Source organism: Streptomyces sp. NBC_01341, from assembly GCF_035946055.1.
Lineage (GTDB): Bacteria > Actinomycetota > Actinomycetes > Streptomycetales > Streptomycetaceae > Streptomyces.
Genome location: NZ_CP108364.1, coordinates 6,344,386 through 6,363,297, shown reverse-complemented (window position 1 = coordinate 6,363,297; position 18,912 = coordinate 6,344,386). Strand labels below are relative to the sequence as shown.

Below are 18,912 nucleotides of genomic sequence, written 5' to 3'. Positions count from 1 at the left end.
GGTACCGAAGGCCACCAGAACGGCCGGATCCACACGTAACCCATCAGTCACAATGCGTTCGTGGTGAGGCAACACCGTTCGGTCACAGTTGCTACATGACTGATGTGACCTCTGCGAAGAGTGCCCGCCGCCCGCACCACTGGCGGCGGGATCTGATCGAACTGGCCGCGCTCTTCACTGCGGTCGCGGTGGCCGACGCGATCGCCAACCTGATCGGGCACCAGCCCGACGGCCCCTATCTGCTCATCGCCTCGGCCGTGGCCCTCGCCGCCACGGCCGCGTTCCACACGTGGTGGGCACGACGCCACAGCCACGCACCGCCCCCGGATTCCGATACCGGTGCCGGCACGCAGGCGGAGCTCGCCTCGGCCGGCCCGGACGAGGCGATGGAGACGGTGCTGTGGCGGATGCGGACGACCGTGCGGGACACTCCGGGTGCCCTGGCGGCCCTCTGCACCGCACTCGCCCGCCACCGGATCGACATCCTCACCCTGCAGACGCACCCTCTGGCGGACGGTACTGTCGACGAGTTCCTGCTGCGGGCGCCCGGCGCGCTGCCGGCGCAGCAGCTCACCCGGGAGATCGCCTCCGCCGGCGGGACCTCCACCTGGATCGAGCGCGCGGACGCGCACGACCTGGTCGACACCCCCACCAGGGTTCTCGGCCTCGCGACCCGCACGGCCCTGGACGCGGCCGAACTGCCCCTGGCCCTGCGTCAGCTCCTCGGCCGGTGCACCATCCACTCGCTGCCCGCCCTGTCGATCACCGGGCGGCCCACCGGGGAGAGCGCGCCGGTGGAAGGTGTCCTGGAGGACACCGTGATGAGGCTGCGCGATCCGTCCGGTGGCGTCATCAGCGTCGAACGCCCCTACCTTCCCTTCACTCCCACGGAGTTCGCCCGCGCGCGGGCTCTCGTCGAGCTAGACGCGCGGCTCGGACCGCGGGTGCCCCGCAGCGAGGACGTCCTCACGCTGCCCGAGGGCAACGAGATCACGGTCCGCCGGGCCGATCAGGGTGACCTGGACGCGGCGGTCGCCATGCACAACCGCTGCTCCGAGCGCACCCTCGGCCTCCGCTACCACGGCCCGGTCCGCGACGCCGACCGGTATCTCGACCACCTCCTGAGCCCGCGCTTCGGCCGCACCCTCGCCGTGCAGACGGCTTCCGGCCGTCTGGTGGCGCTCGGGCACCTGCTCTGGGACGGCGACGAGACCGAGGTCGCCCTCGTCGTCGAGGACGACTGGCAGCGCCGCGGTATCGGTTCGCAGCTCCTGAAGCGCTTGGTGGGCCTGGCGGTCGAGGCAGGATGCGAGAGCGTCTACGCCGTGACGCAGGCCCACAACACGGGGATGGTCGCCGCCATGCGCGCGTTGTCGCTGCCCCTCGACTACCAGATCGAGGAAGGCACGCTGGTCATCACCGCGCGGCTGGCACCGTCCCCTGCCCGGTCTGCCGCGGAGTCGGCGAACCGGCCGGCTACCGGGCCTTCGGAACAGGCATCGCAGCGGCCACTCCCCCGGTCCGGGCCGGCGGGACAGCCGTTCCGTCGCTGAGCGCCTGGCACAGATCCGCCCACAGGTCCTCGACGTCCTCCAGGCCGACCGACATGCGCAGCAGCCGGTCGCCGACGCCCGAAGCCCGCCGGTCTCCCTCACCCACGATGCGGTGGCTGATGGAGGCCGGGTGCTGGATCAGCGTGTCCACGCTGCCGAGGCTCACCGCGGGCGTGATCAGGCGCACCCCGGCGATGATCCTGTGCGGATCCCCGTACACCTCGAAGGACACCATCGCCCCGCCCACCTCCGGGTAGTGGACGCGGGCGATCCGGGGGTCGGCCGAGAGCCTCCGGGCGAGTTCCGCGGCGGACGCCGACGCGGCTCTGACCCGTACCGGCAGCGTGGACAGACCGCGCAGCAGCAGATATCCGGCCATCGGGTGCAGCACGCCCCCGGTGGCGAACCGGACCTGGCGCAGGGTCGAGGCGAACTCCTCGTCGCAGGCGACCACTCCGCCCATCACGTCACCGTGGCCGCCGAGGTACTTGGTGGCACTGTGCAGGACGATCCGCGCCCCGTGCTCGACCGGGCGCTGGAGGACCGGTGTGGCGAAGGTGCTGTCGACCAGCAGCGGTACGGATCCGCAGGAGTGCGCGACGGCTCTGATGTCGATCTCGGCCAGGGTCGGGTTGGCGGGTGTCTCGACCATCACCAGACCGGTGTCCGGGCGGATCGCGTCCGCGATGCCTGCCGGATCCGTCCAGGTCACCTCGGTGCCCAGCAGGCCGGCGCTCAGCAGGTGGTCACTGCAGCCGTAGAGGGGACGCACTGCCACCACGTGTCGGAGCCCCAGGCTGGCCCGGGCCAGCAGGACGGCGGTGAGGGCCGCCATTCCGCTGGCGAAGGCCACCGCGCTCTCGGCGCCTTCCAGCCGTGCGAGCGCCGTTTCGAAGCGGGCCGTCGTGGGGTTGTCGAGCCGCGCGTAGACGGGCGGGCCGTCGGGCCTGGCCCCGGTCGTGGCGAAGGCGTCGATGCGCTCGGCCTCACCCCGGGAGTCGTACGACGGGTAGGTGGTGGAGAGATCGATCGGCGCGGCGTGCAGACCGAGAGAGGCGAGATCGTCGCGTCCGGCGTGCACGGCTTCGGTGGCGAGCGCCCTGGACCGGAAGGGGGCCTGGGATGTCAGGGAAGTGGCTTCGGCGTCCATGACACCAGCCTGAACAATCAACGGGTGATCGTGCCCGAATGCCGTGCTACGTTCGCCGAATGCCAGAATCCGTCGCTCTCGATCCGGTCGACCTGCATATTCTGCGACTGCTGCAGAACGATGCACGGACGACGTACCGGGAACTCGCCGCGGAGGTGGGTGTGGCGCCGTCCACGTGTCTCGACCGGGTCGCACGGCTGCGCCGCTCGGGAGTGATCGTCGGACACCGGCTGCGCATCGATCCGGCGCGGATCGGCCGCGGGCTGGAGGCGCTCCTGCTGATCCAGGTCAGGCCGCACCGCCGGGAGCTGATCGGCCCGTTCGTCGAACGGATCCGGGCGCTGCCGGAGTCCCGGGCGTTCTTCCACCTGACCGGCCCGGACGACTACCTGGTCCATGTGGCCGTCGCCGACCCTGCGGACCTGCAGCGGCTGGTGCTGGACGAGTTCACCTCACGCCGGGAGGTAGCCCGGGTGGAGACCCGGCTGATCTTCCAGCAGTGGGAGTGCGGCCCGTTGATGCCGCCATCGTCCGGCCCGGGCGTCAGGGAACAGCATCAGGATCTTCCGGCCCCGTAATGGATCTTTCCCGGCCGAAGTCGTATTACCCGTGACGTGAGGGCCTCACCCGTACGAGGATGTCCACATGTCAGACACATCGAGCAGCCCGCTGCCCCGCCAGGTCGCCGACGCCTACGTCGACGCGTACATCGAACTCGACCCGATCACGGGCACCTACCTCGGCGTCGCGGAAAGCTCCCGCAGGCTGCCCGATCTCTCGCCCGACGGTCAGGCGGCCATGGCCGGTCTCGTCCGGCGCACCCTGGTGGAACTCGACGCGGCCGAGCGGGTGCCCGGCGCCGACACCGCGGAGGAAAAGCGCTGTGCGCGGCTGCTGCGCGAGCGCCTGACAGCCGAACTCGCCATCCACGAGGCCGAGGAGGGGCTGCGGGCGGTCTCCAACATCCACTCCCCGGTCCACAGTCTGCGGGACGTCTTCTCGGCCACGCCGACGGCCACGGACGAGGACTGGGCCGCCGTCGTGGACCGTCTGCGGGCGGTTCCGGCCGCGATCGAGGGCTACCGCTCCTCGCTCGCACTCGGCCTGGAGCGCAAGCTGTACGGCGGGCCCCGGCCGACCGCCACATTCATCGGGCAGCTGGGTACCTGGACGGGCGACGGCGGCCCGGCGTTCTTCGAGGACTTCGTGGCCCAGGGTCCCGACTCCCTGCGCACGGACCTGGACGGAGCGGCCGTACAGGCCACCGCGGCGCTCGTCGCGCTGCGCGACTGGCTGGCCGAGGTGTACGCCCCCGCGATCGAGGGTGCCCCGGACACCGTGGGCCGTGAGCGCTACGCCCGCTGGGCGCGCCAGTTCAACGGCACGGACCTCGATCTGGACGAGGCGTACGCGTACGGCTGGTCCGAGTACCACCGGCTGCTGGCCGAGATGAAGACCGAGGCGCACAAGATCCTTCCGGGCGCGGGCCCGTGGGAGGCTCTCGCCCACCTCGACGTGCACGGGAAGCACATCGAGGGCGTGGAGGAGGTGCGGGAGTGGCTGCAGGGCCTCATGGACGAGGCCATCGAAGCCCTGGACGGCACGCACTTCGAACTGGCCGAGCGGGTGCGGAAGGTGGAATCCCGTATCGCTCCGGCCGGCGGCGCGGCCGCTCCGTACTACACGGGCCCCTCGGAGGACTTCTCGCGTCCCGGCCGCACCTGGCTGCCGACGATGGGCGAGACCCGCTTCCCCGTCTACGACCTGGTGTCCACCTGGTACCACGAGGGCGTGCCCGGACACCACCTGCAGATCGCGCAGTGGACGCACGTGGCCGAAAGCCTCTCCCGCTACCAGGCGTCGATCGGTCACGTCAGCGCCAACGCCGAGGGCTGGGCGCTGTACGCCGAGCGGCTGATGGACGAGCTGGGCTTCCTGCCCGACGCGGAGCGGCGCCTCGGCTATCTGGACGCGCAGATGATGCGCGCGTGCCGCGTGATCGTCGACATCGGCATGCACCTGGAGCTGGAGATCCCCGCGGACGCGCCGTTCCACCCGGGTGAGCGGTGGACGCCGGACCTGGCGCAGGAGTTCTTCGGCGCCCACAGCGGACGGCCGGCGGACTTCGTGGAGAGCGAGCTGACCCGCTACCTGTCGATGCCCGGGCAGGCGATCGGCTACAAGCTGGGCGAGCGCGCCTGGCTGCTGGGCCGGGAGAACGCCCGCAAGGCGCACGGGGACGCGTTCGACCTCAAGGCCTGGCACATGGCCGCGCTGTCGCAGGGGTCGCTCGGCCTCGACGACCTGGTGGACGAGCTGTCCAGGCTCTGATCATGTCGGTGGCGGGGTCGGGTGCAGGGCCCCTGACCCCGCCGTGTTCCTCCCCGCCGTGTTCCTCGCTAACGCCCTTCACGGGCCCACGTCGTCCGAGAACGAGTCGTCCAGGAATGAGTGGTGCATGACTTCGCCCGGATTCCTGTTCTGCCGCGATCCTCTGCGGACCGGCCGCCCGGATGCCGCGTTCGCCCGGGAGGCCGCCGCGGCTCGTCGGGCCGGTGCCCAGGTCGTCACGATCGACCACGACGCGCTGCTCGCCGGCGACGCGGAGACCGCGGTGAGCCGGGTGCCCCGAGATTCGGGTCCGTACTGGTACCGGGGCTGGATGATCCCGTCGGAGCGCTACGTGGACCTGGAGCAGGCTCTCGTCGCTCGCGGCTGTCCGCCGCTCACCGATGCCGCCGGCTACCGGAAGGCGCACGAACTCCCTGGCTGGTACGAGACGTTCAGGGATCTCACGCCGCGCAGCACCTGGCAGCCCCCGCACGCCGGAGACGTCCCGGCCGGTCCCGGCCCCTGGTCCGCCCTCGCCCGGTCCCTCGGCCAGGGGCCGGGGATCGTGAAGGACTTCGTGAAGTCCCGCAAGCACGAGTGGCACGATGCATGTTTCGTGCCCGATCTCGGGGACACGGCACGGCTCACCGCCGTCGTGGACCGGTTCCTCGCCCTGCAGGGCGAGTTCCTGGCCGGTGGAGTGGTGCTGCGTGCCTTCGAGCCGTTCGTGTCGGACGGTGAGGTACGTGTCTGGTGGGTGGACGGCGAGCCCGTGCTGGTGACGGCCCACCCCGACACACCCGGTCGTGTGCCGGAACCCGCGCTCGGCCCGGTCCGTGACGCCGTGCGGGAGCTCGGCTGCCGGTGGGTCACCACCGACATGGCCCTCCGCGAGGACGGGGTGTGGCGGGTGGTGGAGGTGGGGGACGGTCAGGTCAGCGGACTGCCCGCGGACGACGACGGCGGCATCCTCTTCACTGCGCTGCTGGCCGTCCGGCCGGGTCAGCAGCCGCAGTCCGCGTCGTCGGCAGGCGCGGTGATCGGATCGACGGTGCGCCGCTCCGGCCCCTCCCAGGTCTCGTAGGCGAATCCTTCCCGAACCCAGTACTCGAATCCGCCGAGCATCTCCTTTACCTGGTAGCCGAGTTCGGCGAGAGCCAGCGCGGCACGGGTCGCACCGTTGCAGCCCGGCCCCCAGCAGTACGTGACCACCGGAACGGCCGGATCGAGAAGCCCCGCCGCCCGGTCCGCGATCAGGGCGGTCGGCAGGTGCACCGCGCCGGGGACGTGGCCCCGGTCCCAGGAGGCGGCGGAGCGGGAGTCCAGGAGGGCGAACCCGGGTTCCGTCCCGGAGCCGAGCACCGCCGCCACGTCGGACACGTCCGCGTGGAACGCGAGCGAGGCACCCCGGACGCCACGGACTGGCGTCTCCTCGACGTCCTCCAGCGCGACGGACGTGCCTCCTTCGCCGAACTGGCCCGGGCGGTGGCGATGTCCCCGAGCGCCGTCACCGAGCGGGTCCGCCGTCTCGAGGAGGCCGGGGTGATCAGCGGGTACTCCGCCGTGGTGGACCCGGAGCGTTTGGGGATGCCCATCCTCGCCCTGGTGCGCCTGCGCTACCCGAACGGCAACTACAAGCCGTTCCACGACCTGACGGACACGACCCCGGAGATCGTGGAGGCGCACCACGTGACGGGTGACGACTGCTTCGTCCTCAAGGTGACCGCCAGATCCATGCGTCACCTGGAGGAGATCACCGGCCGGATCGGCACGCTCGGTTCCGTGACGACGAGCATCGTGTACTCCTCGCCGCTGCCCCGGCGGGCCATCAGCCGCTGAGCGGGCCGCCCGCCCGGTGGCGCACCGCCGACCCGTGACGCTCCTTCACCACCTCGAGCTGGGCGGGGATACGGCGGCGCAGGTCGGCGACGTGGCTGACGATGCCGACACTGCGGTCCCGCTCCCGCAGGGAGTCCAGGACGTCCAGCACCTCGTCGAGGGTCTGGTCGTCCAGGCTGCCGAACCCCTCGTCGATGAAGAGCGTGTCCAGCCGCACGCCGCCCGCCTCGTCCGTCACGACGTCCGCGAGGCCGAGAGCGAGGGCGAGGGAGGCGAAGAAGGTCTCCCCGCCCGACAGTGTCGCCGTGTCGCGCTCCCTGCCCGTCCAGGCGTCGACGACGTGCAGTCCCAGCCCCGCCCGCCGGCCTCCGCTGCGCTCGTCGGAGTGGACGAGGGTGTACCGGCCGGAGGACATGCGCTGCAGGCGGGCCGTCGCGGCGGCTGCCACCTGTTCCAGGCGGGCCGCCAGCACGTACGCCTCCAAGCGCATCCTGCGTTCGTTGTCCGCCGACGTCCCGGCGGTCAGGCCCGCGAGGCGGGCCACCCGCTCGTACTCCTCGCGGAGCGGGCCCAGACCGCGCACCTCGTTCGCCGCACGGCGCGAGAGCCGGCCGAGTTCGACGGTACGCTCCAGCGCCGCGGCGTGGGAAGCCGCACCCTCGCGCAGCGCCCTCACGGAAAGGTCGTACGCCGCCTGTGCGTCACCGGGCACGGCAGGAGGGCGCTCCGCGGCCGCTCTGGCGTCCTCCTCGGCCAGCCGGTCGGCGACCGTGGCGGCCTCCGTCTGCCAGGCGTCGATCCGGTGCTGGAGTTCGCGCTGCGCCGTGTCGTCGAGGACCTTCGCCGCGGCGGCCCGGGGAGTGTCGAAGCCGGCCCGGAACGCCGCGTCGGCGAGCCTGCCGTCCGCTTCCTTGAGGCGGGCGGCGGCAGTCTCCTCGGCGCGGAGGGCCTCCGCCGCGTCCGCGAGCAGCCGGACCCGCCGTCCCAGCAGGCCGGCGTGCTCGGCGACCGTGCCGCAGGTGCCGCGCGCCTTCACCAACTCGGCTTCCAGCGCGCCCTGCTCACGGTCGAGGGCTTCCCTCTGCGAGGTGCGGGCCGCCGCACGACGCTCGGCCTGCTGACGTTCGTCGAGCCGCCCCAGGTACTCGCGTTCGGCGGCGGCGAGGGCCTCGCGGGCCGCGTGCGTCCCGGCGGCAAGCCGGTGCGCCCGTGTGTGCTCCCCGGTGAGCAGGTCCACGGCCTCCTGGAGCCCGGCGACCGAGGCAGGGTACTCGGCCTCCATCGGGCCCGGCCCATGTCCCTCTCCGCCCGGATCGGCCGATCCGGCGGGCTCGCCGTCGCCGGCCGCTTCCGCGCGGGCCGCCGCGAGCCGTTCGCGCAGCACGCCGAGCGCGCTTTCCGCCTCCGCGCGTGCCTGCTCGGCGCTCCGGTGTGCGGTGAGCGCGGCTTCCTCCGTGGCCCGGTCCACGTGGCCCGCCGTGGGGCGGGCGGGGTCGGGGTGTTCGGCCGAGCCGCACACCGCGCACGCCGTGCCGTCGACCAGCCGGTCCGCCAGTTCCGCGGCGATGCCCTGGAGACGCTGCTCGCGGAGCCGGAGCCAGTGCTCGTGGGCCCCGACCGCACGTTCACGGGCCCGCGTGAGGTCCGCCGCCGCCCGGCCCTCCCGGCCGGCGAGCGCGTCACGCCGTCGTGCCGCATCCAGCCTCCTGCGGGCCGGGCCGAGCCGGCCGGCCAGCTGTTCCGCCCGGGTCGCCGCGAGCTGCGCTTCCTCCACACGGCCGGTGAGATCCCGGCGGGTGGCGTCCCAGCCCGACAGCCAGTGCGCCGCCTCCTGGATCAGTTCGTCGTCGACGCGGGACTGCCTTTCGAGACCTGCCCGTTCGGCGTCGATCTCCGCGCTGCGCCGTTCGGCCCGTCGGGCGGCGTCGAGGGCTCCCAGCTCCGCCCGGATGCCTCGCTCCCTCTCGGCGAGCTCGTCGAATCCGGCATCGGCGAGTCCGGGCGGGAGTCCGGTGCGGGACCGCTCGCGCTCCGCGACGGCGGAGCGGTACGCGCGTTCGGCCTCGTCCCGGAGGTCGAGCGCGGGGACGACGAGGTCCGCCTTGCGCGCGCGGGTCAGCTGCTCGTGGCAGCGGTCGTGCTCGGCGCGGCGGTCCTCCAGTCCCGCCGCACGGCGACGGGTCTCCTCGTACCGCTGCTGGAGGCGTGCCAGTTCGCGCTCCGCCTCGAGTGCCTCACGCGCGGCCGCGTTCCTGCCCTCCACGCCGTCCAGGACGCATCGGGCGATGTCGAGCCGTTCCTGGGCTCCGCTGCGCGCGACCGCGGCCCACTGGAGGACCCCCTCGGCCAGTCCGGGTTCGCCCGCGCGGTCCTCGGGGAGGTCCGCCTCGCCCGCGGCCGGTCCGGCGGCCTGCGCGATGCGCTGGGCCAGGGCGAGGATCTGCTCGTCGGCGGCCTTGACCCGGGCTTCGGCCGTCCGGCGCAGCTCGGCCAGGCGGTCTTCGACGGCCGCGAAACGGCGGGTGTCGAAGAGCCTCCCGAGCAGCTTGCCGCGCGCCTCGGCGTCGGCGCGCAGGAAGCGGGCGAAGTCGCCCTGGGGCAGCAGGACGACCTGGCAGAACTGGTCACGGCTCATCCCGATGAGCACGCCGATCTCCTCGCCGATCTCCTGGTGCGAGCGGCTGAGGGCCTGCCAGCCCTTCTCGGTGTCGTACTCACGCAGCAGGCTCTGGGCCTTCTCCGTCGTGAAGCCCCCGCCCCGCTTCTTGGGGCGGGGCTGTGCGGGCCTCCTGGTGATTTCCAGGCGGCGTCCGCCGACGGTCAGTTCCAGGCTCACCTCCGTCGGGAGACCGGCCTCGGCGTGGTCACTGCGCAGCGAGGTGCCGGGGCTCTGGCGGGCGCCGGGCACGGCGCCGTACAGCCCGTAGCAGACGGCGTCGAGGACGGACGTCTTGCCCGCGCCGGTCGGTCCGTGCAGCAGGAAGATCCCGGCGGCGGACAGCGCGTCGAAGTCGACTTCCTGCGTGCCGCCGAAGGGCCCGAACGCGGTCAGGCTGAGCTTGTGCAGCCTCAACGGGCCACCTCGTCCACCACGTCGGCGACCCTCACGTCGTCGAAGGCGTCGCGCAGCACGGTCCGCTCCTGTGCGCTGGGGCCGCTTCCGCCGCGTACATGGGCCACGAAGTCCTCCGCGATCTGCTGGTCGTCGCGCCCCCTGAGCCGCTGGGCGTACGACGCGAGGGGGTCCTCGGGGGGCCGTTCCGGCTCGAAGACCAGGCTGAGGGTGTGCGGAAAGCGCCCGGCGAGCCTGGCCATGGGCTCGTCGGGGCGTGCCGGGTCCGTGAGGGTGGCCTCCACCCAGGACTCGCGGTGCCGTTCGAGCGCGGGGTCCTCGAGGAGGCTGTCCAGGCGTCCGCGCAGCCGGGCGAGGGGACGCGGCACGGGGCAGTCGATCCGTTCGGCGCCGAGTTCGCCGCCGGGGCCGAGGTCGACGAGCCACATGGACTTGCGGTGCACGTGCTCGGAGAAGGAGTAGGCGAGCGGCGAGCCCGAGTAGCGCACCCGCTCCGTGACGGTCTGGGAGCCGTGCAGGTGGCCCAGCGCGACGTAGTCGACGCCGTCGAAGACGCCGGCGGGCACCGCTGCGACGCCGCCGACGGTGATGTCGCGTTCGCTGTCGCTGGGTTCACCGCCCGCGACGAACGCGTGGGCGAGGACCACGGAGCGGGTACCGGCCGGCCGGGAGGCGAGATCGGCCCGTACGCGGTCCATGGCTGCCGTGAGGACGGCTTCGTGCCCGGCCTTCGGGGCACCCAGGGTGTCCTTGACGAGAGCGGGTTCGAGGTAGGGCAGTCCGTAGAACGCCACCTCGCCGTGGGTGTCGCCCAGGACGACCGGGACGGCGCAGTCAGCGGGGTCGGTACGCAGATGAACGCCCGCCCGGGCGATCAGTCCGGCGCCGACGCCCAGTCTGCGGGCGGAGTCGTGGTTCCCGGAGATCATGACCGTGGGCACTCCGGCCGCCGCCAGCCGGTGCAGCGCGTCGTCGAACAACTGGACAGCCGTGAGCGGCGGGACGGCCCGGTCGTACACGTCACCGGCCACGACGACCACGTCGACCGCCTGCCTCCGGACCGTCTCCACGAGGTGGTCGACGAAGGCCGCCTGGGCGTCGGCCAGGGAGACCCGGTGAAGCGAACGGCCCAGGTGCCAGTCCGAGGTGTGCAGAATCCTCACCACGTCACCCCGGCTGCTTCGCCCCGCATGTTCCGTTTCCTCCGCCCCCCGGGACCTCACAGATCCCGGACTCCGCCCGCCGCGGGATTCCGCGCCGGGCCGACCACGCTAGTGCCGTGCGGCCCCGGACACCTCATCCGCCCCCGGCGTCCCCGTACGCCTCGCCACCCAGTTCGAGGGTCGCGGAGCCTGCTGTTGCGTCCGCCAGCCAGCTCCGGAAGTCGTCGACCTCGGAGTCGGGGAGCCCGATCCCGAAGGTCACGGCCTCCGCGTACGTGACGTCGTGGACGGCGTGGCCGCTCGCGCGCAGATCGTTCTCCAGCCTGCCCGCCCGCTGATGGTCCACGGTCACGGCGGCGAGCCGGAACCGGCGCCGGGTGACGGTGCCCAGAGCGTCGAGCGCCTCCCCGACCGCGCCGCCGTACGCGCGGATCAGCCCGCCCGCGCCGAGTTTGACGCCACCGAAATAGCGGGTGACCACGGCCACGCTGTACCGGACCTCACGGCGCATGAGCATCTGCAGCATCGGGACGCCCGCCGTCCCGCCGGGTTCGCCGTCGTCACTGGCCTTCTGCACCGAGGCCTCGGCCCCGATGACGTACGCGAAGCAGTGGTGGTTCGCGGTGGGGTGCTCCTTGCGGACGCGCGCGATGAACTCCTGCGCCTCGTCCTCGGTGGCGGCGGGAGCGAGCGCGCAGAGGAAACGCGATCGGCCGACCTCGGTCTCGTGCACACCCGCGCGGGCGACGGTGCGGTACTGCTCCTGCATCCGCCCACCCTATGCGCCGGTTCCACCGCGCCGTTCACCCTCCCGTGGGGAATGGTCCGACGTCACCGTCCGTTGTCCGGGCATGTACGCAGACGATGACACGATCCGCAGGATTCTCCAGGACACGGGCGACACCTGGGCGGTGGTCGGCCTCTCCGGAAACCGATCCCGCGCAGCGTACGGGGTGGCCGAGGTCCTCCAGCTCTTCGGAAAGAAGGTGGTGCCTGTCCATCCCAAGGCCGAGACGGTTCACGGCGAACAGGGATACGCCTCGCTGGCGGAGATCCCCTTCCCCGTCGACGTGGTGGACGTATTCGTCAACAGCGAGCTGGCCGGAGGCGTCGCCGACGAGGCGGTGGAGGCAGGAGCGAAAGCGGTCTGGTTCCAGCTCGGTGTGATCGACGAACAGGCCTGCGCGCGCACGAGAGAAGCCGGGCTCGACATGGTGATGGACCGCTGCCCCGCGATCGAGATACCCCGTTTGCGGGGCCGCGCCTGACCGCTCCGCGCGCACCCTGCGCACGCTGCGGGCATCCCGTCTCTCCGTGTTCGTCGGGTAGGCGTGGTGTCGCAGCGGGTCACCGGCGTGGAGAATGTGCGCCGTGACACGGCATCTCCTCCTCACGGTTGACGACGCGGCCACGCAGTTGCACGAGCTCGGCGTGCGACGGGGCGGCGTCCTGCTGGTGCACGCCTCCATGCGCTCGGCCGGTGCGGACGCCCGGTCGATGGCGCGTGCGCTGCGGACCGCTCTGGGTCCCGGGGGCACGCTGGTCGTCCCGTCCTTCACGCCCGAGAACTCGGACACCTCGCGTTCCTACTTGGACCGTGTCCGGGGTCTCGGCGACGAGGCGTGCGCGGCCCTGCGTGCCGCGATGCCGCCGTTCGACGCGGAGACCTCTCCCGCACCGGCCATGGGGGCACTGGCGGAGACGGTGCGGCTCACTGCCGGCGCCGTACGCAGCGCGCACCCGCAGACCTCGTTCGCTGCGGTCGGCCCGGCGGCCGAGAAACTGCTCGCGAGCCACCGCCAGGACTGCCACCTGGGAGAGGACTCCCCTCTCGCCCGGCTCTACGAGTCCGATGCGCAGGTCCTGCTGCTGGGCACGGGCTTCGACAGGTGCAGCGCCTTCCATCTCGCGGAGTACCGCCTGCCCGCCCCGTTGCCCAGACGCGCCTACCGCTGTGTGGTCGCGCCCGACGGACGGCGCCGCTGGTGGGAGTACGAGGACGTCGTTCTGGACGACGGCGACTTCGCGGTCCTCGGCGACGACTTCCAGCAGGAGGACCGCGCGGGAGTGATCCGGTCGGGCACGGTGGGCTCGGCGAGCAGCCGCCTCTTCGGCATCCGAGCGGCGGTGGACTTCGCCCAGGGGTGGCTCGGGCGCCATCGGCCCGCGCGGCGTTAGCGCCTGTTCCGCTCCGGGGCCAGCACCTCGACAGGTCCGGCGGGGTGCGCCGGCGCGCCTCGTGGCGGCCTCGCGATGGACCGGGGCGCGTCTCGACGGCTCACCTGCTCTCCCGGCGCACCGGCGGGATCGACACCGCCATGGTCATCTCGGCCGGCTCGGCACCGTCGTTGCGGTAGCTGTGCGGCACGTGCGCCTCGAACGTCGCCGACGTCCCCGCCGGTACCGGGTGAGCCTCACCGTCCACGATCAGCGTCATCTCGCCGGCGGTCACGTGGAGGAGTTCGACGGTGCCTTCGGGGTGCGGGTCCGAGGCGCTGACATCGCCGGGCATGAGGCGCCAGGACCACAGTTCGATCGGCCCCCGGGCCTCCGTGCCGACCAGGAGCGTGGTCGAACTGCCCGCTTCCGTCGACCACATGCGCACTGCCTGCTCCTCGGGCACCAGTCGCACCTGGGACCCCTGCTCGTAGTCGAGCAGGGTCGTGATGCTGACCCCCAGCGCGTCCGCCAGTTTCACGGTGGTGCCGACGCTCGGGTTCGTACGCGCCTGCTCGATCTGGATGATCATGCCCCGGCTTACCCCCGCCCGGGCCGCCAGGGTGTCCAGCGTGAACCCGCGCTCACCTCGCCAGCGCTTGAGGTTGCGGGCCAGCGACTGCGTGAGCTGATCGAGGTCAGACACATTCCGTCCAATATATTGAATGACAGAGTCGAAAATACTGCACTACGGTGTGGTGTACCCACCCGACCACCGCACTGTACTGCGAGGCGCTCGATGACAGTCCTGTTCGCCCTGGCCACGAGCCTGCTGTGGGGGCTGGCCGACTTCGGCGGCGGGCTGCTCACCCGGCGTACGCCCGCCCTGACCGTGGTCGTCGTCTCGCAGTGCATCGCCGCCGTGGTGCTCGGCGTCGTCGTGATCGCGACCGGAGCCTGGCACGAGGCCGGGGGACGGCTCTGGTTCGCGGTGGCAGCGGGCACGGTCGGGCCGGTCGCGATGCTGAGCTTCTACAAGGCTCTGGCGCTGGGCCCGATGGGCGTGGTCTCCCCGCTCGGTTCGCTCGGGGTGGCCGTGCCGGTGGGGGTGGGCCTGCTCGTCGGCGAGAGGCCGGGGCTGCCCCAGTTCGCCGGAATCGTGATCGCCGTCGCCGGGGTCGTCCTGGCGGGCGGGCCACAACTGCGCGGAGCGCCCGTGCAGCGCCGGGCTGTCGCACTGACGCTTCTGGCCGCCTTCGGTTTCGGAGCCGTGATGACGCTGATCGCGGAGGCCTCCGCGACGGCGACCGGCCTCTTCCTCGCCCTGTTCGTACAGCGCGTCACGAACATCGCGGTCGGCGGAACGGCCCTGTACGTCTCGGTCCTCCGGGGCGGCCGCGCACTTCCGGAGGTCGGTGGCCGGCATGCCGTGCGGGCCGCGTTGCCCGCACTGGCCTTCGTCGGGCTGGCCGATGTGGCGGCGAACGGCACGTACTCCGTGGCGGCACAGCACGGCCCGGTCACCGTGGCCGCGGTCCTGGCGTCGCTGTATCCGGTCGTGACGGCACTGGCCGCGCGGGGTGTGCTCGGCGAACGGCTGCGCGGGGTCCAGGCGGCGGGCGCCGCCCTGGCTCTGCTGGGGACGGTCCTGCTGGCGACGGGCTGAGGAGGGCCCGACGGGCACGGGGCCAGGACGTACCGGGGCAGGAGTCCCGGCGGTCGCGGGCCGCCGGCCTCGGTACGGCCCGGGGGATCAGGTTTCCGCCGCCGGCTCCTCAAGCAGGAGCGCCACGGCCTGGAGCTGTTCGGGAGTGACCCCGTCCGGGATGGGCACCGGCGCCGGCGTGCGCAGCGGTGGCTGCCAGCCCTGCTCCGGGTCCCAGCTCCGCACCACCCGGGCCGGCGCCCCGGCCACCACCGCGTGATCGGGCACTTCGCCGCGTACGACCGCGCCGGCCGCGACGACGACGTTCCGGCCCAGCCTGGCTCCCGGGAGGATGACCGCTCCGGTGCCGATCCAGCAACCCGGCCCGACCGAGACCGGCTCCATCCGCGGCCACTGCTTGCCGACGGGCTCGTGGGGGTCGTCGTAACTGTGGTTGGTGGAAGTGATGTAGACGTACGGGCCGCAGTACGTGTCCGAGCCGATCGACACCGTGGTGTCGGCGATGACGTGACTGCCTCGGCCCAGCACGACACCGTTGCCCAGCGTCAGAATGGGCTGGGAGCCGAGGTCGAGGTCGGGCATCAGCCCGGCGGTGAGGGTCACCCGCTCGCCGATGATGCAGTGGTCGCCCAACTCGATCCAAGGCTCCCCGAACACCGTGCCCTGCGGGAAGGCGAGCCGGGTGCCCGTACCGATGCGGCCGAACCGGAGCCGCCCCGGGTGCTGCGCGGTGACCGCCCCGGCCTCCTGCGCCCAGCCCCAGACACGGTGCACGGCGCGTGACATGACACCGCGGCGCAGGCGGGCGAGAGAGGAGAACGTGTTTCGGTTCTTCGGCACCCGCACACGGTAGCCGCCGGTCCGGAGCGGGTCCGCGCGACGGGCTGTGACGTTCACCCCACCTCACCGCGCAGGTGAGGCCGTCCATTACGGTTCGTCCGGAGCAGGGGCGCCGAGCGCGCCACATTCCGGCGGAGGAGCGGGCGATGACAGAGCAGGCGTTGGTCACCGGCATCGGCGGCAGGGAGCCGGACGTCGATCCGGACGCCTTCCTCGCACCGACGTCCGTCGTCGTCGGCGAGGTGTCGTTGGCCGCGGGCTCCAGCGTCTGGTACCAGGCGGTGCTGCGCGCGGACTGCGGCCCGATCTCGCTCGGACCGGACAGCAACATCCAGGACAACTGCAGCGTCCACACCGACCCGGGCTTCCCGCTGACGGTGGGCGCCCGGGTCTCCGTGGGCCACAACGCAGTGCTGCACGGGTGCGTGATCGAGGACGACGTCCTGGTCGGCATGGGGGCCACGGTGCTCAACGGCGCCCACATCGGGGCGGGTTCGCTGATCGCCGCACAGGCCCTCGTCCCGCAGGGGATGCGGGTCCCCCCGGGCTCCCTTGTCGCCGGCGTGCCCGCCAAGGTGAAGCGGCAGCTGACCGACGAGGAGCGGGAGGGCATCGCCTTCAACGCGGCCGGTTACGTGGAACTGGCGAAGGCGCATCGCGAGGCGCACCGGAACTGACCGGGCAGGAGCAGCCCGCGCCGCCACCGGACCTTGCGAAGGCGTCCCGGGTTCGACAGTGCCGGGTTTCAGTCGGCCGCCGGCACCGCTTCCGGTTCGGGTGCCGGGGCCGGACGGTCGGCCTGTTCGGCGGCCTTCTTGGCCCGGTTCTTCAGCACCAGCATGGAGACCAGGCCGATCAGTACGGCCACGAGCAGTCCCAGCCATGAGAACCGCTTGAGCCACGCCTCGGCGACGACGCCCACGGAGTAGATGACGGCGGTGGTGCCACCGGCCCAGACGATGCCGCCGAGTACGTTGGCGATCAGGAACTTCCAGTAGGGCATGCGCAGGACGCCCGCCAGCGGCCCCGCGAAGATCCGCAGCAGCGCGACGAAGCGGCCGAAGAAGACGGCCCACATGCCCCACTTCTCGAAGGACCGCTCCGCCAGGGCGATCTGGGGCTCCCCGAAGTGCCTGGGGAACCTCCCGCCGAGCCATGCGAGCAGGGGGCGGCCGCCCTTGCGGCCGATGGCGTAGCCGACCGAGTCGCCGATGATCGCCCCGGCCGAGGCGCAGGCGCCGAGCACCACCGGGTCGATGTCGCCGTGCTGCGAGGCTAGGAGAGCCGAACTCACGAGGATGATCTCGCCGGGCAGCGGGATGCCCAGGCTCTCGAGCCCGATGACGACCCCCACCAGGAGGTAAACGCTGACCGCGGGTACGGTCTCCAGCCACTCCTGGACGTGCATCGCCGGTCCTTCCCGTAAAAAGTCTGTCGCCGTGCACCACGTGTGGTGCACGGCGGGCAGCCTACCGGTCCGGCGGGCGGGAGCGGCCGTCGCGGACCCCGGGCGCGGGCGCGCGGGGGCGGTGCGACGTCAGCGGTTCGGACGCAGGGTCCAGACCACGCTCATCTCGCTGGTCACGGCCCCGTCGGCACGCCGGATCTCGACGCTCACGGGGAACTCGGGACGCTTGCCCTCGTCGAGTTCGGCCACGACTTCGGCCGCCGAGCGGCCCAGTACCGCGGTGGCGGTGAGATCACCCATGGCCACCTTCTTGAAGGCCATCTCCGTGGTCACGGGCAGCGGGACCGCCCGTGCCATCTGGTCACCGAACGCGGCGACGACGATGGCGCCGCTCGCCGACTCCGCGAGGGTGAACATCGCTCCGGCGTGTGGCCCGCCGAGGTGGTTGTGATATTCGGCCCGGTCCGGGAGCGAGAGCACAGCGCGCTCCGCGGTCGTCTCCAGATACGTGATGCCGAGGGTGCGGACCATCGGGACGCTCGCGGACAGCATGTCGCCGACTGTCGTGTCTTGAGTGCTCATAAAGGAGATGTTACTAGCGAGTAGCAGTCTTTGACCATCCCCTCACAGGGGCGCCCGTAGCTGCGGGCGCCCCTCCCCTCTATGGTTACTGGCCATGTGGCCAGGACAGCAGCCGCCCGGGGGCGAGCAGAACCCGCAGGACCAGAACCAGAACCCGTACCAGCAGCCGGGGTACCAACAGCCGAATCCCTATCAGCAGCCGGGATACCAGCAGCAGGGTCAGCCGGGATACCAGCAGCCCAACCCGTACCAGCAGCCGACCGTTCCGCAGTACGCCGTCCCGGGACAGCCCGGCGGCCCGCGGCCAGACGACAAGAGGAAGACGGCGATCGTCGCCGTCGTGGCCGCGACCGCGGTCGTCGTCACGGCGGTGGTGACTGGTGTCGTGGTCATGAACAAGAAGGACGACGGGGGCGGGCCGACGGCCGACGGCAAGTCGTCGTCGTCACCCTCGGCGAAGCCGTCCGACACGGCCTCCTCCCCCGCGGCGAACCCGCGTGGCGGCGAGGACGCCGCGCCCAGCGTGCCGGGCTGGAAGGTCGTGACCAACCCCAAGTGGGGCACCCGGTTCGACGTGCCCGGTGACTGGGAGGTCGCGGGCACCGGTGTGTTCTCCGGATTCGAGGACGTGAAGGACCCCACCGGCCCGCCGGCCGCCGGCTTCACCGCACCCGCGTTCTACAAGAGCAAGTGGTGCATCGACGACGCGGACAAGGACGGCACCAAGGAGGACACCGGCCTGGCCGGTGTCGGCACGAAGGGCGGGCAGGGCGCCAAGAGCACGGACGAGGCAGCCACGAACGAAGCCTCGAACATGGTCTGGGCCGCCTACGGCCAGGAGGACCCGAAGGACAAGGTCAAGATCGGCAAGCCCAAGCCGTACACGACCAAGTCGGGTCTCTCGGGCAGCGTCGTCACGGCAACCGCGACAGGACTTGCGAACAAGGACAAGTGCGACACCGACGGCAAGTCGATCGCGTTCACGTTCAAGAACGCCCAGGACGAGTACGCGTCCTGGATCCTCTACGCCAACGCCGGGATCGACGACGAGCTCCCGGACGCCACCGTTCAGAAGATCCTCAGCACCGTACGCCTGACGGAAGGCGCGGAGAGCGGCGCGAGCCCTTCCTGAGCTTCCGGCGACGACCCG

At 72.1% G+C, this 18,912-nt stretch carries 18 protein-coding genes and 1 pseudogene; 10 read left to right on the top strand and 9 right to left on the bottom strand.

The window, feature by feature from the left end:
- Positions 1–95 precede the first annotated feature (95 nt).
- Positions 96–1,553 (top strand): GNAT family N-acetyltransferase, encoded by a 1,458-nt coding sequence (locus OG206_RS28035; RefSeq protein ID WP_327120904.1) that lies wholly within the window; start codon positions 96–98, stop codon positions 1,551–1,553.
- Here OG206_RS28035 and OG206_RS28030 read toward each other — a convergent pair.
- Positions 1,477–2,703, bottom strand: coding sequence for a trans-sulfuration enzyme family protein (locus OG206_RS28030; RefSeq protein WP_327120902.1), 1,227 nt, complete (start codon positions 2,701–2,703; stop codon positions 1,477–1,479). The two genes, OG206_RS28035 and OG206_RS28030, sit on opposite strands and share 77 nt — an antisense overlap.
- A 59-nt stretch (positions 2,704–2,762) precedes the next feature.
- On the opposite strand from OG206_RS28030, the gene OG206_RS28025 reads away from it, so the two are divergent.
- From OG206_RS28025 to OG206_RS28015, 3 genes are all read left to right on the top strand, one after another.
- Positions 2,763–3,281: an Lrp/AsnC family transcriptional regulator gene (locus tag OG206_RS28025; RefSeq protein WP_327120900.1), complete on the top strand. Its 519-nt coding sequence runs from the start codon at positions 2,763–2,765 to the stop codon at positions 3,279–3,281.
- 67 nt (positions 3,282–3,348) lie between these two features.
- Entirely contained in the window at positions 3,349–5,034 is a 1,686-nt protein-coding gene (locus tag OG206_RS28020; RefSeq protein WP_327120898.1) for a DUF885 domain-containing protein, read from the top strand.
- Positions 5,035–5,161: 127 nt separating this feature from the next.
- The gene (locus tag OG206_RS28015; protein WP_327120896.1) at positions 5,162–6,118 is read left to right on the top strand and encodes an ATP-grasp domain-containing protein; all 957 of its coding nucleotides are present in this window, start codon (positions 5,162–5,164) and stop codon (positions 6,116–6,118) included.
- Here the strand turns inward: OG206_RS28015 and OG206_RS28010 are convergent.
- A pseudogene (locus OG206_RS28010) lies at positions 6,037–6,441 on the bottom strand (rhodanese-like domain-containing protein); the annotation flags it as partial. The gene OG206_RS28015 and the pseudogene OG206_RS28010 sit on opposite strands and share 82 nt — an antisense overlap.
- Here OG206_RS28010 and OG206_RS28005 point away from each other — a divergent pair.
- Positions 6,421–6,873 carry an Lrp/AsnC family transcriptional regulator gene (locus OG206_RS28005; protein WP_327120894.1) on the top strand — a complete coding sequence of 151 codons (453 nt, stop codon included), beginning with the start codon at positions 6,421–6,423 and terminating at the stop codon, positions 6,871–6,873. The pseudogene OG206_RS28010 and the gene OG206_RS28005 sit on opposite strands and share 21 nt — an antisense overlap.
- On the opposite strand, the gene OG206_RS28000 is transcribed toward OG206_RS28005, so the two are convergent.
- The 3 genes from OG206_RS28000 to OG206_RS27990 form a co-directional block, all read right to left on the bottom strand.
- Positions 6,863–9,946 carry an SMC family ATPase gene (locus tag OG206_RS28000; RefSeq protein ID WP_327120892.1) on the bottom strand — a complete coding sequence of 1,028 codons (3,084 nt, stop codon included), beginning with the start codon at positions 9,944–9,946 and terminating at the stop codon, positions 6,863–6,865. The two genes, OG206_RS28005 and OG206_RS28000, sit on opposite strands and share 11 nt — an antisense overlap.
- A complete protein-coding gene (locus tag OG206_RS27995) occupies positions 9,943–11,109 on the bottom strand; it encodes an exonuclease SbcCD subunit D (protein WP_327120890.1) in 1,167 nt (388 codons plus the stop codon). Before OG206_RS27995 ends, OG206_RS28000 begins: the two co-directional genes overlap by 4 nt.
- Before the next feature lie 133 nt (positions 11,110–11,242).
- Positions 11,243–11,878: a YigZ family protein gene (locus OG206_RS27990; protein ID WP_327120888.1), complete on the bottom strand. Its 636-nt coding sequence runs from the start codon at positions 11,876–11,878 to the stop codon at positions 11,243–11,245.
- Between the two features lie 82 nt (positions 11,879–11,960).
- Here OG206_RS27990 and OG206_RS27985 point away from each other — a divergent pair, with 82 nt between their 5' ends.
- Together OG206_RS27985 and OG206_RS27980 are read left to right on the top strand one after the other, a co-directional pair.
- Positions 11,961–12,377 carry a CoA-binding protein gene (locus OG206_RS27985; protein WP_327120886.1) on the top strand — a complete coding sequence of 139 codons (417 nt, stop codon included), beginning with the start codon at positions 11,961–11,963 and terminating at the stop codon, positions 12,375–12,377.
- Positions 12,378–12,471: 94 nt separating this feature from the next.
- Positions 12,472–13,287, top strand: a complete 816-nt coding sequence (locus OG206_RS27980) for an aminoglycoside N(3)-acetyltransferase (protein ID WP_327120884.1) — start codon at positions 12,472–12,474, stop codon at positions 13,285–13,287.
- A gap of 100 nt (positions 13,288–13,387) precedes the next feature.
- Here OG206_RS27980 and OG206_RS27975 read toward each other — a convergent pair whose 3' ends face one another.
- Positions 13,388–13,972, bottom strand: coding sequence for a helix-turn-helix domain-containing protein (locus OG206_RS27975; RefSeq protein ID WP_327120882.1), 585 nt, complete (start codon positions 13,970–13,972; stop codon positions 13,388–13,390).
- Positions 13,973–14,065: 93 nt separating this feature from the next.
- Between OG206_RS27975 and OG206_RS27970 the strand changes: the two genes are divergently transcribed.
- Positions 14,066–14,932: an EamA family transporter gene (locus OG206_RS27970; protein ID WP_327120880.1), complete on the top strand. Its 867-nt coding sequence runs from the start codon at positions 14,066–14,068 to the stop codon at positions 14,930–14,932.
- A gap of 87 nt (positions 14,933–15,019) precedes the next feature.
- On the opposite strand, the gene OG206_RS27965 is transcribed toward OG206_RS27970, so the two are convergent.
- The gene (locus OG206_RS27965) at positions 15,020–15,772 is read right to left on the bottom strand and encodes an acyltransferase (RefSeq protein ID WP_327120878.1); all 753 of its coding nucleotides are present in this window, start codon (positions 15,770–15,772) and stop codon (positions 15,020–15,022) included.
- A 146-nt stretch (positions 15,773–15,918) separates the two neighbouring features.
- Here OG206_RS27965 and OG206_RS27960 point away from each other — a divergent pair, with 146 nt between their 5' ends.
- Positions 15,919–16,449, top strand: coding sequence for a gamma carbonic anhydrase family protein (locus tag OG206_RS27960; RefSeq protein WP_327120876.1), 531 nt, complete (start codon positions 15,919–15,921; stop codon positions 16,447–16,449).
- 68 nt (positions 16,450–16,517) lie between these two features.
- On the opposite strand, the gene OG206_RS27955 is transcribed toward OG206_RS27960, so the two are convergent.
- Both OG206_RS27955 and OG206_RS27950 read right to left on the bottom strand, forming a co-directional pair.
- The gene (locus OG206_RS27955; protein WP_327120874.1) at positions 16,518–17,180 is read right to left on the bottom strand and encodes a DedA family protein; all 663 of its coding nucleotides are present in this window, start codon (positions 17,178–17,180) and stop codon (positions 16,518–16,520) included.
- Positions 17,181–17,309: 129 nt separating this feature from the next.
- Positions 17,310–17,762, bottom strand: coding sequence for a DUF4442 domain-containing protein (locus tag OG206_RS27950; RefSeq protein ID WP_327120872.1), 453 nt, complete (start codon positions 17,760–17,762; stop codon positions 17,310–17,312).
- Between the two features lie 94 nt (positions 17,763–17,856).
- On the opposite strand from OG206_RS27950, the gene OG206_RS27945 reads away from it, so the two are divergent.
- Positions 17,857–18,894 carry a hypothetical protein gene (locus OG206_RS27945; RefSeq protein WP_327120869.1) on the top strand — a complete coding sequence of 346 codons (1,038 nt, stop codon included), beginning with the start codon at positions 17,857–17,859 and terminating at the stop codon, positions 18,892–18,894.
- The last annotated feature ends 18 nt before the right edge of the window (positions 18,895–18,912 follow it).

Coding starts and splice junctions, on each gene's coding strand:
- OG206_RS28035 (WP_327120904.1), top strand. CDS start 96: ATGACTGATGTGACCTCTGCGAAGAGTGCCCGCCGCCCGCACCACTGG.
- OG206_RS28030 (WP_327120902.1), bottom strand. CDS start 2,703: ATGGACGCCGAAGCCACTTCCCTGACATCCCAGGCCCCCTTCCGGTCC.
- OG206_RS28025 (WP_327120900.1), top strand. CDS start 2,763: ATGCCAGAATCCGTCGCTCTCGATCCGGTCGACCTGCATATTCTGCGA.
- OG206_RS28020 (WP_327120898.1), top strand. CDS start 3,349: ATGTCAGACACATCGAGCAGCCCGCTGCCCCGCCAGGTCGCCGACGCC.
- OG206_RS28015 (WP_327120896.1), top strand. CDS start 5,162: ATGACTTCGCCCGGATTCCTGTTCTGCCGCGATCCTCTGCGGACCGGC.
- OG206_RS27990 (WP_327120888.1), bottom strand. CDS start 11,878: ATGCAGGAGCAGTACCGCACCGTCGCCCGCGCGGGTGTGCACGAGACC.
- OG206_RS27985 (WP_327120886.1), top strand. CDS start 11,961: ATGTACGCAGACGATGACACGATCCGCAGGATTCTCCAGGACACGGGC.
- OG206_RS27980 (WP_327120884.1), top strand. CDS start 12,472: ATGTGCGCCGTGACACGGCATCTCCTCCTCACGGTTGACGACGCGGCC.
- OG206_RS27970 (WP_327120880.1), top strand. CDS start 14,066: ATGACAGTCCTGTTCGCCCTGGCCACGAGCCTGCTGTGGGGGCTGGCC.
- OG206_RS27960 (WP_327120876.1), top strand. CDS start 15,919: ATGACAGAGCAGGCGTTGGTCACCGGCATCGGCGGCAGGGAGCCGGAC.
- OG206_RS27955 (WP_327120874.1), bottom strand. CDS start 17,180: ATGCACGTCCAGGAGTGGCTGGAGACCGTACCCGCGGTCAGCGTTTAC.
- OG206_RS27950 (WP_327120872.1), bottom strand. CDS start 17,762: ATGAGCACTCAAGACACGACAGTCGGCGACATGCTGTCCGCGAGCGTC.
- OG206_RS27945 (WP_327120869.1), top strand. CDS start 17,857: ATGTGGCCAGGACAGCAGCCGCCCGGGGGCGAGCAGAACCCGCAGGAC.